At 71.8% G+C, this 14,604-nt stretch carries 11 protein-coding genes and 1 riboswitch; of the genes, 5 read left to right on the top strand and 6 right to left on the bottom strand.

Annotation, left to right across the window (positions count from 1 at the left end; translation table 11 throughout):
- Positions 1-65: 65 nt before the first annotated feature.
- From D8M34_RS16650 to nhaA, 4 genes are all read right to left on the bottom strand, one after another.
- A complete protein-coding gene (locus D8M34_RS16650; RefSeq protein WP_238695693.1) occupies positions 66-383 on the bottom strand; it encodes a hypothetical protein in 318 nt (105 codons plus the stop codon).
- A gap of 61 nt (positions 384-444) precedes the next feature.
- Positions 445-1,695 (bottom strand): histidine--tRNA ligase, encoded by a 1,251-nt coding sequence (gene hisS / locus D8M34_RS16645; RefSeq protein WP_238695694.1) that lies wholly within the window; start codon positions 1,693-1,695, stop codon positions 445-447.
- A gap of 67 nt (positions 1,696-1,762) precedes the next feature.
- Positions 1,763-2,425 (bottom strand): MazG family protein, encoded by a 663-nt coding sequence (locus tag D8M34_RS16640; RefSeq protein WP_126894563.1) that lies wholly within the window; start codon positions 2,423-2,425, stop codon positions 1,763-1,765.
- Positions 2,426-2,444: 19 nt separating this feature from the next.
- Positions 2,445-3,611 carry a Na+/H+ antiporter NhaA gene (nhaA, locus tag D8M34_RS16635; protein ID WP_126894562.1) on the bottom strand — a complete coding sequence of 389 codons (1,167 nt, stop codon included), beginning with the start codon at positions 3,609-3,611 and terminating at the stop codon, positions 2,445-2,447.
- A 174-nt stretch (positions 3,612-3,785) separates the two neighbouring features.
- Here nhaA and D8M34_RS16630 point away from each other — a divergent pair, with 174 nt between their 5' ends.
- A complete protein-coding gene (locus D8M34_RS16630; protein ID WP_446723737.1) occupies positions 3,786-6,395 on the top strand; it encodes a phosphoenolpyruvate carboxylase in 2,610 nt (869 codons plus the stop codon).
- A gap of 132 nt (positions 6,396-6,527) precedes the next feature.
- On the top strand, positions 6,528-7,898 hold the full coding sequence (gdhA, locus tag D8M34_RS16625) for an NADP-specific glutamate dehydrogenase (protein WP_126894560.1): 1,371 nt from the start codon (positions 6,528-6,530) through the stop codon (positions 7,896-7,898).
- 72 nt (positions 7,899-7,970) lie between these two features.
- Here the strand turns inward: gdhA and D8M34_RS16620 are convergent, their stop codons facing one another.
- Together D8M34_RS16620 and mfd are read right to left on the bottom strand one after the other, a co-directional pair.
- Complete coding sequence (locus D8M34_RS16620) at positions 7,971-8,567, bottom strand: gamma carbonic anhydrase family protein (RefSeq protein ID WP_126894559.1); 597 nt, start codon at positions 8,565-8,567, stop codon at positions 7,971-7,973.
- Between the two features lie 139 nt (positions 8,568-8,706).
- On the bottom strand, positions 8,707-12,273 hold the full coding sequence (gene mfd, locus D8M34_RS16615) for a transcription-repair coupling factor (protein ID WP_164498189.1): 3,567 nt from the start codon (positions 12,271-12,273) through the stop codon (positions 8,707-8,709).
- 143 nt (positions 12,274-12,416) lie between these two features.
- On the opposite strand from mfd, the gene D8M34_RS16610 reads away from it, so the two are divergent.
- From D8M34_RS16610 to D8M34_RS16600, 3 genes are all read left to right on the top strand, one after another.
- On the top strand, positions 12,417-12,980 hold the full coding sequence (locus D8M34_RS16610; RefSeq protein ID WP_126894558.1) for a GNAT family N-acetyltransferase: 564 nt from the start codon (positions 12,417-12,419) through the stop codon (positions 12,978-12,980).
- 49 nt (positions 12,981-13,029) lie between these two features.
- Complete coding sequence (locus D8M34_RS16605; protein ID WP_126894557.1) at positions 13,030-13,893, top strand: Fpg/Nei family DNA glycosylase; 864 nt, start codon at positions 13,030-13,032, stop codon at positions 13,891-13,893.
- A gap of 67 nt (positions 13,894-13,960) precedes the next feature.
- Positions 13,961-14,105: riboswitch (FMN riboswitch) on the top strand.
- Between the two features lie 64 nt (positions 14,106-14,169).
- Positions 14,170-14,604, top strand: a 435-nt coding sequence (locus D8M34_RS16600; protein WP_202976270.1) for a bifunctional diaminohydroxyphosphoribosylaminopyrimidine deaminase/5-amino-6-(5-phosphoribosylamino)uracil reductase RibD, incomplete at its 3' end; no start/stop codon positions are given.

The following is a 14,604-nucleotide window of genomic DNA, read 5'->3' as shown; positions in this document are numbered from 1 at the left end:
AAGGGGCTCCGCTTACTATGTTGTTGTTTTCGTGATACGGCTACCACCAAGACCTACACCCAACCCTACCCTCTTTCCCGACACGACGCTCTGCCGATCTGCCCGAGCCGGCGTGCCGTCGCCTTCGCGAGCCGCGCCCCGAGGGTCTCCTTCCGCCGTGCCGCTCCCAGGCCGGCAGCGAGGGAGTCGCCCAGCAGCAGGAGGTCGAGCGGCTCGCCCTCGAGCCCCGGGCGCCAGACACGGTCGGCGTCGAGCGACTGCTCCCCCAGCGGCTTCCCGATGCGCCGGCGCGCGAGGGCGGCCTGCCGGTCGAGGACCGCGCGGGAGCCCGCGACGAGCGCAGCGGCGAGCGCGACCAGGGTCAGCAGAAGCAGACGACGCACGGCACGATTCCAGCCGACCGCCGTGAACGTCCGGTGAACGCCTCGTCCCGACGGTGGCGACTCAGGCCAGCGTTTTCACCTCGAGCGCGTCGTCGCCGGGGCGCACGCTCGCGAAGTGGGTGTAGCCGTCCGCGGCGGAGCGCTCCAGCAGCGCCTTGAGGTTCTTCGTGCGCTGTTCGAGGCGGACCCGCGCGCCCTTCGCGACGAGGGCCGTCTTGTGCGCCACGAGCTCCGCGACGGGGACGGCCGCGTCGTGGACGAGCACGATCGCCTGCGCCGCGGTGGCCGGGTCCGTCGAGACGAGGTCGACCAGGCGCTCGAACCCGAGGGAGAAGCCCACCGCCGGCACGTCCTGCTGGAGGAACCGGCCGATCATGCCGTCGTACCGTCCTCCACCGCCGAGCGAGTACGTGACGGACGGGTGCGCGAGCTCGAAGATCGTCCCCGTGTAATACCCCATGCCGCGCACGAGGAACGGGTCGAACACGAGCGGGATGTCGTCCTGCCCTCGGCCCGCCGCCACGGCCTCGCCGATGCCGACGAGGTGGGCGACGAGCTCGTCGGGCGCGCCGTCCGGGAGCGCCTTGCGGATCTGGCGGTCGCCGAACGGGTGGTACTTGAGCGTCTGCGGGCGACCGAGGAAGGCCTGGAACGCGTCGACCGCGGTCGTCGTAGCCCCGCGCTCGCGGAGCTCGGCGGCCACACCCTCCGGCCCGATCTTGTCGAGCTTGTCGATCGTGATCAGCACCTGCGGGCGCTCGTCCTCGGTGAAGCCGAAGTGCTCCAGCATCCACTCCAGCACGCGGCGGTCGTTGATCCGCACGCTCGCGCCCTCCAGCCCCAGGGCGTCGACGGCGTCGAGCGAGGCGGCCAGCAGCTCGGCCTCGGCGCGCGCGGACGCGTCGCCGATGATGTCGATGTCGCACTGGACGAACTGGCGGTAGCGCCCCTTCTGCGGACGCTCGGCCCGCCAGACGGGACCGATCTGGATGGATCGGAAGACGCCGGGGAGCTGTCCCCGGTTGCTCGCGTAGAAGCGGGCGAGCGGCACCGTCAGGTCGTAGCGCAGGCCGAGGTCGGAGAGCTCCGCGGGATCGTCGGCGGCGGCGCGGACGGCCTCCGCATCCAGGCCGCGACGCAGGATGTTGAACGACAGCTTCTCGTTGTCGCCGCCGATGCCGGCGTGCAGCCGGTCGTACTCCTCGACCACGGGTGTCTCGATCTCGTCGAATCCGTGCGCGCGATAGCGGTCGCGGATGACGGAGAGCACCCGCTCACGGCGGGCCTTGTCGGCGGGGAGGAAGTCGCGCATGCCGCGCGGCGCGTTCACGGTAGCCACCCGTCCATCTTCCCAGGTCGGCGGCGGTGTCCGTGTCGGGTCAACCGGCCTCGGCGGCGCGGACCTCGTCCTCCAGGCGCGTCAACCGTTCCCGGAGGGCGCGCTCCGCGTCCCAGCCCTCGGCCCGAGCGGTGTCCACGAGGGCGAGGAGGGCATCGCCGAGCTCCTCCTCCGACGACGGGCGCAGGGCGGACGGCGGCGCGGGCACCACGCCGGCGCCGGCGGCACGACCCGACATCTTCTGCGCACGCGCGAGGGCGGGCATCGCGCGCGGGATCCCGTCGAGCACGCTGCGGCGGGTGCGCTTCTCCGCCGCCTTCGCCGCGTTCCAGTGCACGAGCACCTCCTCCGGCGTCTCCGCGACCTCGTCGCCGAACACGTGCGGATGCCGCCGCACCATCTTCTCGGTGAGCGTGCGGGCGACGTCGTCGATGTCGAACGGGTCGTCCGGATCCTGTGCCGCGATCGCGGCATGGAACAGCACCTGCCACAGCAGATCGCCCAGCTCCTCGCGGAGGTCGGCGCGCGAGCCGTCCTCGACCGCGTCGATCACCTCGTGCGACTCCTCGATGAGGTACGGCACGAGGTCGCGGTGCGTGATGCGCTGCGACCACACACACCGCTCCCGCACCGCACGCATGGTCTCTGCGGCCGCGCGCAGCGGATCGTCGATGTCCTCGGGGCCTCGCTGCTCGCTGGTCATGTTTCCTCCGGACTCCGGCTCAGGCGGGGATGGGCGCAGCGCGACGGTACCACCGGGCGCGCAGGGTGACGACGATGCCGGAGAGGATCAGCGCGAAGAGCGACCCCACGAGGACGCCGAGGATCGCCTGGTCGCGGATGACCGCGTCGCCCTCGAACGCGAGGTTCGCGAGCAGGAGCGAGACGGTGAATCCGATGCCGCCCAGGGCGCCAGCGGCGAGGATGTCCGCGAAGGGCAGCGCCGGGTCGGCCCCCTTCGGACGGATGCGCATGGCGAGCCAGCCGAACAGGGAGATGCCGATGATCTTCCCCACCGGAAGGGCCACCACGATCGCCCAGAAGGCCGGGGAGAGGGCCGTCGGCGAGACGGCGGGGATGACGACGAAGGCCGCCACGAAGGCGAAGAGCGGCAGGATCGCGCCGTTCACGGTCGGCTCCAGCGCATGCCGGGTGCGTCCGGCGGGTACCGGCGCCATGACGAGGCCGAGCATCACGCCGGCGATGGTCGCGTGGATGCCGGACGAGGCGACGAGGCCCCACGTGACGACGCCGACGACGGCCATCCCGACCGCGACGAGCGTGTGTCCGGTGGCGTGCAGCAGGCGGCTCAGCAGCCAGAACACCGCCACCCCGACGATCGCGAGCCCGAACAGGAGCCACTGTACGTCGTGCGCGAAGAGCACCGCGATGAAGATGATGCCGATGATGTCGTCGAGGATCGCGAGGGCCAGCAGGAACACCCGCACCCGGGACGGGAGTCCGCGTCCGAACATCGCCAGCACGCCGAGCGCGAAGGCGATGTCGGTGGCGGTCGGGATCGGCCACCCGGACGCCGTCTCCGGCCCTCCCGCGATCAGCAGGTACACGAGGATCGGCACGAGCACGCCGCCGGTCGCCGCGATGGCCGGCTGCACGGCCTTCCGCGCGGAGTCGAGCTCGCCGTGGGTGAGCTCGTGCCGCAGCTCGATCGCCACGACGAGGAAGAAGATCGCGAGCAGTCCGTCCGACACCCAGTGCGCGATCGAGAGGTCCAGCGCCGTCCCCGGGACGGCGAGGTGCGTCTCCAACAGCCCGGCGATCGCGTCGTGCGTGGGCAGGTTCGCGAAGAGGAGTCCGAGGCCGGCGGCCACGAGCAGGAGGACGGCGGGGAACTGCTGCCCGCGGAGGGGGTTCGCTGTGATGCGCATCCCGTCCATCGTAGGCCGCGGCGTCACACGGTCGTCATGCGTGCAGGACACCCCGATCCGCCCGGCTACTCTCGGAGGGTGACCCCCGATTCCCCCGCTTTCTCCGAGCCGACGCCCACCGAGGCCATCCGCGTGATCGGTCGTTTCGAAGCCGGTCGCGGCATCCCCGATGCCATGCGCTCCGACGTGCGGATGCTGGGCCAGCTCCTCGGCCAGGTGCTCCGGGAGGCCGGCGGCGACGACCTCTTCGAGGACGTCGAGCGCCTGCGCCTCGCGACGATCCAGGCCTACGAGGACCACAGCTCCGACGCGTTCGACCGCGCCGCGGCGATCGCCGACTCCTTCACGATCGCCCGTGCCGACGAGGTCGCCCGCGCGTTCACCTGCTACTTCCACCTCGTGAACCTCGCCGAGGAGCACCAGCGCGTGCGCGTGCTCCGGGAGCGGGCGGGGCAGGCCCCTTCGACAGGCTCAGGGGCCCAGGCGACGGACACGGTCGCGGGGGCGTACGCCCGGCTGCGCGAGGAGGTCGGCGACGACGAGGCCCGCCGTCGTCTGGACGGCCTGCGCTTCCACCCCGTCTTCACGGCCCACCCGACCGAGGCCCGGCGCCGCGCGGTCTCGTCGAGCATCCGCCGCCTCTCGGAGCTGCTCACCCAGCACGACGTGGCAAGCGCAGGCGGCTCCGAGGAGCACCGCGCGCGCCGCCGGATGCTCGAGGAGATCGACACCCTGTGGCGCACGGCGCCGCTGCGCGCGCAGAAGCCCTCCCCGACCGACGAGGTCCGCACCGTCATGGGCGTCTTCGACGAGACGCTGTTCACCACGGTCCCCCACGTCTACCGCCGGATCGACGACGCCCTCCGCGGCGAGGAGTCCGGCGCCACCGCCCCGGTCGTCCCTGCGTTCGTGCGGATCGGTTCCTGGGTCGGCGGCGACCGCGACGGCAACCCGTTCGTCACCGCCGCGGTCACCCGCGAGGCGTCGCAGATCGCCTCCGACCACGTGCTCCGCGGCCTGGAGCGGGCGCTCGACCGGATCGGCCGCACCCTCACGCTCGCCGCGGACGACACCCCGCCCAGCGCCGAGGTCACGGCGCTCTGGGAGCGTTTCGCGGCCGCGGAGCCGACGGTCGCCGACGAGCTCGCGGCCCGTTCCCCTGACGAGCCGCACCGCCGGGTCGTCCTCGTCATGGCCCGCCGCGTGGCGGCCACGCGCCGCGGAGACGAGGAGGGCTACACGGGTCCGGAGGAGCTGCTCGCGGAGCTGCGCACCGTGCAGTCCTCCCTCGTCGCCGCCGGAGCCCGCCGTCACGCGTTCGGCGGCGTGCAGCACCTGATCTGGCAGGTCGAGACCTACGGCTTCCACCTCACGGAGCTGGAGGTGCGCCAGCACTCCCAGGTGCACGCCAAGGCCCTGGCCGAACTCGAGGCCGGCGGTCCGATCAGCACGCAGACCGAGGAGGTGCTGGAGGTGTTCCGCGCGATCGCGGACATCCAGCGCGACCGGGGTCTCCGCGCCGCGGGTCGCTACGTCGTCTCCTTCACGCAGGCGGCCTCCGACCTCGCGAACGTGTACGAGCTGGCCCGTCATGCGCTCGGCGACGACGCCCCGGTGCTCGACGTCGTGCCGCTGTTCGAGACCTTCGCCGACCTCCAGGCCGCCCCGGGGATCCTCGCCGAGGCCGTCACCTTCCCGGAGTTCCGCGAGCGGATGGCCGCGACCGGCAACCGGCTGGAGGTCATGCTCGGCTACTCCGACTCCTCCAAGGACGTCGGGCCCGTCGCCGCGAACCTCGCGCTGTACACGGCGCAGGAGAAGATCGCCCGCTGGGCACAGGAATCGGGCATCGAGCTGACCCTCTTCCACGGCCGCGGCGGTGCGCTCGGCCGTGGCGGCGGCCCCGCCAACTCCGCGATCCTCGCGCAGCCCCCGCACTCCGTCGACGGCCGGTTCAAGCTCACCGAGCAGGGCGAGGTCATCTTCGCCCGCTACGGCGAGCCCGCGATCGCGATGCGGCACATCGACCAGGTCGCCGCCGCGACGCTGCTGGCCTCCTCCCCCACGGTCGAGGAGCGCACGAGCCGCGCGGCCGCCCGCTACGCCGAGGTCGCCGCGACGATGGACGCCGCCTCCCGCGAGCGGTTCTTCGCGCTCGTCAAGGCCGAGGGCTTCGCCCCGTGGTTCGCGACCGTGACCCCGATGGAGGAGATCGGCCTGCTCGCGCTCGGCTCGCGGCCCGCCCGTCGTGGCCTCTCGGTGGAGTCGCTGGAAGACCTCCGGGCCATCCCCTGGGTGTTCGCGTGGACGCAGGCCCGGATCAACCTCGCCGGCTGGTTCGGACTCGGCACCGCGCTCGAGGCCGTCGGCGATGAGGAACTGCTCACGGAGGCCTATCGCGAGTGGCCGCTGCTGCGCACGATGGTCGACAACGTCGCGATGAGCCTCGCCAAGACCGACGAGCGCATCGCCCGGCAGTACCTCGCCCTCGGCGACCGCGACGACCTCGCCGCCCTGGTGCTCGACGAGCTCGCGCTCACCCGTCGCTGGGTCATCCGTCTTACCGGAGGCGAGGGCCTGCTGGAGAACAAGCCCGTGCTGCAGCGGGCCGTGCAGCTGCGTAGCCCGTACGTCGACGCCCTCTCCCTCCTGCAGCTGCGGGCGCTCCGCGCGCTCCGGTCGGCACCGGAGCAGCCGGAGGGCTCCGGCGCGGACGCCGAACAGCAGCGCCTGCTCCTCCTGTCCGTCAGCGGGGTCGCCGCCGGCCTGCAGAACACCGGGTGACCGGAGCCCTCCCGCCGCGTGCGCGGAGGCCCTCGTCGCCGACGCTAGAGTGAAACCTCCGCCTCACCCGGCTCTGCTTTCGCGTGCGACACGATCGCCCGCACCCCATCCCCCATCAGAAAGCCCTCCCGCGTGACCGTCACCACCCCCACCGACTTCCACCCGCTCGCCGCCTCCGTGCAGCCCGTCTTCGACACGGTGCTGGCGCGCAGCCCGCACGAGCCGGAGTTCCACCAGGCCGTCCACGAGGTGCTGCACTCCATCGCCCCGGTGCTGGAGCAGCGTCCGGAGTACGTCGACGGCGGGATCCTGGAGCGCCTGGTCGAGCCGGAGCGGCAGATCATGTTCCGCGTGCCGTGGGTCGACGATGCCGGGAAGCTGCAGGTCAACCGCGGCTACCGCATCCAGTTCTCCTCCGTGCTCGGTCCGTACAAGGGCGGCCTGCGGTTCCACCCGTCGGTCAACCTCTCGATCATCAAGTTCCTCGGCTTCGAGCAGATCTTCAAGAACGCGCTCACCGGTCAGGGCATCGGCGGCGGCAAGGGCGGCTCCGACTTCGACCCGCACGGCAAGTCCGACGCCGAGGTCATGCGCTTCTGCCAGTCGCTCATGAACGAGCTCTACCGGCACCTCGGCGAGCACACCGACGTCCCCGCGGGAGACATCGGCGTCGGCGGCCGCGAGATCGGCTACCTCTTCGGCCAGTACCGCAAGGTCACCAACCGCCACGAGTCCGGCATGTTCACGGGCAAGGGCACCGGCTGGGGCGGCGCCGAGGTACGGACGGAGGCCACCGGCTACGGCGCGGTGTTCTTCGCGCAGGAGATGCTCGGCGTGCACGGCGACTCCCTCGAGGGCAAGCGCGTCGGCATCTCGGGCTCCGGCAACGTGGCGATCTACGCGATCCAGAAGGCCGCCCAGCTCGGCGCGACCGCGGTGACGGCGTCCGACTCCTCCGGCTACGTCGTCGACGACGCGGGCATCGACCTCGACCTGCTGCGTCAGCTCAAGGAGGTCGAGCGCGCCCGCATCGTCGAGTACGCGAACCGCCGCCCGAGCGCCCGGTTCGTGGAGAGCGGCAGCGTGTGGGAGGTGCCCGTCGACATCGCGGTGCCCTCCGCCACCCAGAACGAGGTCAGCCTCGCCGATGCGGAGGCCCTGATCGCGAACGGGGTGCGCGCCGTGTCCGAGGGCGCCAACATGCCGTGCGTGCCCGAGGCCGTCGAGGCGTTCCAGAAGGCCGGCGTGCTGTTCGCCCCGGGCAAGGCCGCGAACGCCGGCGGTGTCGCGACCTCGGCCCTGGAGATGAGCCAGAACGCCTCGCGACAGCGCTGGAGCTTCGGCGACAGCGAGAACAAGCTCCGCGAGATCATGGGCGACATCCACCGCGCCGCTTTCGAGGCGGCCGAGCGTCACGGCGTCCCCGGCGACTACGTCGCGGGTGCCAACATCGCCGGCTTCGAGCGCGTCGCCGCGGCGATGCTCGCCCAGGGCGTCATCTGACCCATTCGAATCGCCTGAATGGTCGCAAATCCGGCCGAGATGCGACCATTCGGGCGATTCGAAGGGTGGGGGTCAGATCTGACGGTCGTCGGCGTGCCGCGCGAGGGAACTGCCGTAGCGCTCGGTGAGCTGGACCATGAGGTCGGGAGTGTCCCGATCGACGCCGAAGACGTGTCCGGGGAAGTCGAGCTCGGGCTGGGCCGCCGCGATCTCCGCGTCCCGGTCGGGTGAGAGCAGCTGCACCGGATCGCCGACCGCGACCCACCCGATCGGCACCACCGTCCCCGACGGCAGCACGGCCCGACGATGCACGATGGCGTTGACCCGCACCTCGCAGCGATCCCCGACGAGCGCGCCGTTGAAGACCCGGGCTCCGGACGCGAAGAACACCTCCTCGCCCACGGTCGCCCCGGCGATGCTGGCCAGTGTCCCGACGAGGGTGTGCGCCCCGATGTGGACGGCGTTGGCCGCGGTCGCCCGGATCAGCGCGTTCTCCATCACGATGACGTGTGCCCCGAGGGTGATCGGGCCGCCCTCCGCGGTGATGACGGCGCCGTGCAGCACCTGGCAGCCCGGTCCGAGCTCCACGTCACCGGAGATGACGGCGGTGGGAGCGACGACGGCGGTGTCGTGGATGCGGGGGCGAGCCCCGAGGTGCTCGTACAACATGCGGCCAGACTAGCCCTCGGCGTCTGCGGCGTGCACGACTTCGGAGATCATCACCGACACGCCGGCCCCGAGCCGCTCCCGCCGGCGTGTCGTACACCGACTCCGAAGTTGTGCACGTCGGCCACCGCGGAGGGCCGGATCACTCGGGCTTGGCGGGCTCGGGGAAGATGGCGGTGAACAGCTGGTCGACCCAGGCGAGCAGCTCGGCGTCGGGCAGCGGCTCCACGCCCACGCCGACCGCCGCGGGCACCGTGGGCATCGGCACGACCAGGGCCTCCCCGCCGGAGACGAGCTTCGCCTTCGGATACAGCCGCTGCAGCCGGACCTTGATGGAGTCCTCGAGGCGGGCGGGCGCGAGGCGCAGGTTCGAGCCCATGGCCACGACGTCGGTGAGCCCGGCCCTGGCCGCCCGGCGCCGCAGCCGTGCGATCGACACGAGTCCGGTGACCTCCTCCGGCGGCGTGCCGTACCGGTCGACGAGCTCCTCCACCACGAGGTCGATGGCGTCGTCCTTCGCGGTCGCGGCCGAGGCGGCGGAGAGCTTCTGGTACGCCTCGAGCCGGAGGCGTTCGCTGTCGATGTAGTCCTCGGGGATGCGGGCGTCGAGCGGCAGCTCGAGGCGGAGCTCCTGCCCGGTCTCGACCTCCTCGCCGCGGAAGGTCGCGACGGCCTCGCCGATCATGCGCAGATACAGGTCGAAGCCGACCCCCGCGATGTGTCCGGCCTGCTCCGCGCCGAGGAGGTTTCCGGCACCGCGCAGCTCGAGGTCCTTCAGGGCGACCTGCATTCCGGAGCCGAGGTCGTTGTTGACCGCGATGGTCTGCAGCCGGTCGGCCGCGGTCTCGCTCAGCGGCTTCATGTCGTCGTAAAGGAAGTACGCGTAGGCGCGCTCCCGTCCGCGACCCACGCGTCCGCGGAGCTGGTGGAGCTGGCTCAGCCCGTACTTGTCGGCGCGGTCGATGATGATCGTGTTCGCGTTGGAGATGTCGAGGCCGGTCTCGATGATCGTGGTCGAGACGAGGACGTCGAACTTGCGCTCCCAGAAGTCGTCGACGACCTGCTCCAGCGCGTGCTCCCCCATCTGCCCGTGTGCCACGGCGATCCGCGCCTCCGGGACCAGCTCGGCGAGCTCGGCCGCGACCCGCTGGATCGACTGCACGCGGTTGTGCACGAAGAAGACCTGCCCCTCGCGGAGGATCTCGCGGCGGATGGCGGCGGCGATCTGCTTGTCGCTGCGGGGTCCGACGAACGAGAGGATCGGGTGCCGGTCCTCCGGGGGTGTGGCGAGCGTCGACATCTCGCGGATGCCGGTGACCGCCATCTCCAGCGTGCGCGGGATCGGGGTGGCGCTCATCGCGAGGATGTCGACGTTGGTCTTCATCTTCTTCAGCGCGTCCTTGTGCTCGACGCCGAAGCGCTGCTCCTCGTCGATGATCATGAGGCCGAGATCCTTGAACAGCACCTGCTCGGTGAGGATGCGGTGCGTGCCGATCACCATGTCCACCGAGCCGTCGAGGAGGCCCTGCAGCGTGAGCCGCGCCTCCTTGTCGGTCTGGAACCGCGACAGCGGCCGCACCTTGACCGGGAACCCGGCGAAGCGCTCCGTGAACGTCTCGAGGTGCTGCTTGACGAGCAGGGTCGTCGGGACGAGCATCGCCACCTGCTTGCCGTCCTGGATGGCCTTGAACGCCGCACGGACGGCGACCTCGGTCTTGCCGAAGCCGACATCGCCCGAGAGCAGCCGGTCCATCGGGATGGGCCGCTCCATGTCGGCCTTGATCTCGTCGATGGTCTGCAGCTGGTCCTGGGTCTCCGCGAACGGGAACGCCTCCTCCAGCTCGCGCTGCCAGGGGGTGTCCGGGCCGAAGGCGTACCCCTTGGCGCTCATCCGGGCGGAGTAGAGCTTGACGAGCTCGACGGCGATGTCGCGGACCGCCTTGCGCGCCTTGCCCTTGGCCTGCGCCCAATCGCTGCCGCCCATCTTCGACAGCGTCGGGGCCTCGCCGCCGACGTACTTCGACAGGAGGTCGAGCTGGTCGGTGGGGACGAACAGCTTGTCGCCGGGGTAGCCGCGCTTCGACGGCGCATACTCCAGCACGAGGTAGTCGCGGACGGACTTCGCGGCGTTGCGGCCCCCGGTGGAGACCTCGCGCTGGGTCATCTCGACGAAGCGGCCGATGCCGTGCGTGGCATGCACGACGAAGTCGCCCTGCTTGAGCTGCAGCGGATCGACGACGTTCTTCCGACGGGAGGCGAGCTTCTTGACGACGCGCTGGTCGCCGCCGATGGTGCGGCCGTAGAACTCGTTGTCGGTGAGGACGGCGAGCTTCGCCTCCGGCACCTGGAAGCCGGCTTCGACGCCGCCGACGGTGAGGGTCGCGACCCCCGGGTCCGGCGCGTCCGCGATGGTCTCGACGACCCGCGCCGCGATGCCGCGGTCGGACAGCACGTCGCGGGCGCGGTCGACGAGGCCGTGTCCGGTCGCGAGCACGACCACGCGCCAGCCGTCGGCGACCTTCGCGTCGACGAAGGCGATGGCGCCGTCGACGTTGCCGTGGAAGGAGGGGATGACGGTGGCCGCCTCGACGCTCTCCGCGGTCGCATCGCCGATCCCGAATGGGCTCAGCCGCCACCACACGCCGCCGCGGTCGCGGACGACCTCGCGCAGGTCGGCGATGGTGAGGAAGTCGCCGGCGCCGAGATCGATGGGGGCGGAGGCACCGGAAGTCGCCGCGCTCCAGGCGGCGTCGAGGAACTCGCGGTTCGTCTCGCCGAGGGTGAGGGCGCGGGCGGTCGAGCGCTCCGGGTCGATCACGGCGGTCGCCGTGCCCTCGGGCAGGTACTCGACGAGCGACTTGAGGGGGCCGGCGACCGCGGGCAGCAGCGACTCCATGCCCTCGACCGGGATGCCCTCGGCCATCTTCTCGAGCATGCCGCTGATGGCCGGGAAGCCGTCGATGAGCGCCCTGGCGCGCTCCCGCACCTCGGCGGTGAGCAGGAGCTCGCGGCTGGGCGGGAGGTCGACACCGGGCACGTCGCCGGGCAGCGAGCGCTGGTCCGCCACGGAGAACGCGCGGATCTGATCGATCTCGTCGCCGAAGAACTCCACGCGGTACGGGTGCTCCGACGTGGGAGGGAAGACGTCGAGGATGCCGCCGCGGACGGCGAACTCGCCCCGTCGCGACACCATGTCGACGCGGGAGTAGGCCCGTTCGACGAGCTGCTCGGCGACGTGGTCGAGCTCGTTGCCGCGGCTGCCCACGGTCAGCTCGAGCGGCACGATGTCGCCGAGGTTCCCGGCGATGGGCTGGAGCGCGGCGCGCACCGAGGCCACGACCACGAGGGGGCGCTCCCCGGACCACTCGGCGACGCGCCGCAGGGTCTGCAGTCGCAGGCCGACCGTGTCCGGGCTGGGGCTGAGGCGCTCGTGCGGCAGCGTCTCCCAGGCGGGGAAGGTGAGCACCTCGGCGTCCGGGACGTACGTCTCCAGGGCCTGCGCGACCGATTCCGCGCGGCGCCCCGTGGGCACCACGGCCAGCAGTGCCGCCGGGTGGCCGGCCGCCGCGCGCTTGGCGAGCAGACCGGCGAGCACGGGCGCGTCAAGCCCGTCGACCAGGCCGAGGTCGGCGTCGGTGTGCGCCCAGGCGAGAGCGTCACGATACAGAGACGCCTCTTCCAAGGCGCGCAGAATCCCCGGAACAGTCACCGGACAAGCCTAATCGCGCCCACGGACACTGCGGTCGGGTTCCCTGCATCCCACCCGTTTCCGTGCCTCCCACCCCGTTACGGACGCGCGGAAGGGGCCGGGGCGAACCGAAGGGGCCGGGTCGAACGTTTTAGGCTGGACGGATGCCTCCGGTCACCCTCACCACCGCACGACTCGTTCTCCACGCCCCGACGGAGGCGGATGTCGACGCGATCACCGAGGCGTGCCAGGACCCGGAGATCGCGCGGTGGACGACGGTGCCCTCCCCCTACTTCCGGCAGGACGCGGAGGACTTCGTCGCCCTGGTCGAGCAGTGGTGGGAGGACGGCTCGCAGACCGTCTGGGGTGTCTACGCCGACGACGTCCTCGTGGGCATGGTCGGACTCCACCACATCGGGGAGCATCCGGCCGGGGGCCATGCCGAACTCGGCTACTGGGTCGTCGCCGACGCCCGCGGCCGCGGCTACCTCGTCGAGGCCGCGCGGGCCGTGCTCGACTGGGGCTTCGCGGAGCTCGGCCTCGCCCGCATCCGCTGGCAGGCCGTGGTGGGCAACGTCCCCTCCGCTCGCGCCGCCCGCGCCCTCGGCTTCCGCTTCGAGGGCACCATGCGCCGGGGACTCACCAGCCAGCGGGGACGGGACGACGGCTGGCTCGCCGGACTGCTGCGCGACGACGACCGGACGCCGGTCGAGTGGCCGCTGCTCTGACCGCACGTCCACGCGTGACAGCGTCGGACCCCGGTGACAGGATGGCTGCATGCCTGAGATGCCGGAGGTCGAAGGACTCGTCGCGTTCCTCGGCGAGCGCACCACCGGACGCACGATCACCCGTGCCTCCGTGGCCGCGATCGCCGCGCTGAAGACCTACGACCCGCCGATCTCGGCGCTGGAAGGCGCGGCGATCACCGGGGCGGAGCGCCGCGGCAAGTTCGTGGTGCTGTCCTGCGGGTCCGAGCTGCACCTCGTCTTCCACCTGGCGAAGGCCGGATGGCTGCGCTGGTACGACACCCTGCCGACCACGCTCCTCAAGCCGGGCAAGTCGCCCATCGCGCTGCGGATCGCCCTCGACGACGGCAGCGGCTTCGACCTGACCGAGGCCGGGACGAAGAAGTCGCTCGCCGTGTACGTGGTCCGCGACCCCGCCGAGGTGCCCGCCATCGCGCGGCTCGGCCCCGACCCGCTCGATCCGTCCTTCACGCGCGACGCCTTCGCCGCGCTGCTGGACGACCGGCGGATGCAGATCAAGGGCCTGCTGCGCGACCAAGGCGTGATCGCGGGCATCGGCAACGCCTACTCGGACGAGATCCTGCACGCGGCCCGCATGTCGCCGTACGCGATCGCCGGCACGCTGAACGACGCCGAGATCGACCGCCTGTTCGCGGCGATGCAGGAGACCCTCGCCGAGGCCGTCGCGGCCGCCGCGGGCAAACCTCCGGCTGATCTCAAGGACGCCAAGCGCTGCGGCATGCGGGTGCACGCCCGCCGGGGCGAGGCGTGTCCGATCTGCGGCGATGAGGTGCGCAGCGTGTTCTTCGCCGACCGCTCCCTGGAGTACTGCCCCACCTGTCAGACCGGCGGCAAGGTGCTCGCCGATCGGCGGCTCTCCCGCCTGCTCAAGTGAGGGGCGGGGAAGGGCCCCTGCTACGGAATGAAACGGGCGCGGACGCGTTGAGTACACTCAGAGCAGCAACGTGCTCCGGGGTCGGTGGGAATCCGAACCGGCGGTGACAGTCCGCGAGCGTTCCGAGTGATCGGGATGCCGATCCGGTGGAATTCCGGAACCGACGGTGATGCGAGGGACACCTCGCTAGTCCGGAAGGGAGGCAGCACGAGGCGCACGCGCGTGCGTCCGTTCCGCCACCCTGCAGCGACCCCGAGGCTGCAGAGAGGACGACGGATGGCAGTGACCGCGACAGAGCGCCGCGCGATGGATCGCGCGCTCGCCCTCGCGACCCGTGGCCCCCGCGGAGTCAATCCGCAGGTGGGCGCCGTGCTCCTCTCCCCCGACGGCGAGGTGCTGGCCGAGGGCTGGCACCGGGGCTCCGGCACTCCGCACGCCGAGGTCGACGCGCTGTCGAAGCTCACCCCCGGCGCCGCACGCGGCGCGACCGCGGTCGTCACCCTCGAACCGTGCAACCACACCGGTCGCACCGGTCCGTGCGCGCTCGCGCTCATCGAGGCCGGGGTGGCCCGGGTCGTCTACGCCCTCGACGACCCGGGTGACGTCTCCGGCGGCGGCGCAGAGCGGCTGCGCGCCGCGGGCGTCGGCGTCGAGTCCGGCGAACGGGCCGCGGAGGCACGCGCGCTGATCGGCGACTGGCTCTTCGCGGCG

This window comes from Microbacterium sp. HSID17254, assembly GCF_003989315.1.
Lineage (GTDB): Bacteria > Actinomycetota > Actinomycetes > Actinomycetales > Microbacteriaceae > Microbacterium.
Note: the sequence above shows the minus strand (reverse complement) of the source record. Positions and strands in the feature narration are given on the sequence as shown.

What these genes read in the sequence shown, in the direction of transcription:
- hisS (WP_238695694.1), bottom strand. Translation starts at nt 1,695, where the DNA reads ATGCGCGACTTCCTCCCCGCCGACAAGGCCCGCCGTGAGCGGGTGCTC.
- D8M34_RS16640 (WP_126894563.1), bottom strand. Translation starts at nt 2,425, where the DNA reads ATGACCAGCGAGCAGCGAGGCCCCGAGGACATCGACGATCCGCTGCGC.
- nhaA (WP_126894562.1), bottom strand. Translation starts at nt 3,611, where the DNA reads ATGCGCATCACAGCGAACCCCCTCCGCGGGCAGCAGTTCCCCGCCGTC.
- D8M34_RS16630 (WP_446723737.1), top strand. Translation starts at nt 3,786, where the DNA reads ATGCGCTCCGACGTGCGGATGCTGGGCCAGCTCCTCGGCCAGGTGCTC.
- D8M34_RS16620 (WP_126894559.1), bottom strand. Translation starts at nt 8,567, where the DNA reads ATGTTGTACGAGCACCTCGGGGCTCGCCCCCGCATCCACGACACCGCC.
- D8M34_RS16610 (WP_126894558.1), top strand. Translation starts at nt 12,417, where the DNA reads ATGCCTCCGGTCACCCTCACCACCGCACGACTCGTTCTCCACGCCCCG.
- D8M34_RS16605 (WP_126894557.1), top strand. Translation starts at nt 13,030, where the DNA reads ATGCCTGAGATGCCGGAGGTCGAAGGACTCGTCGCGTTCCTCGGCGAG.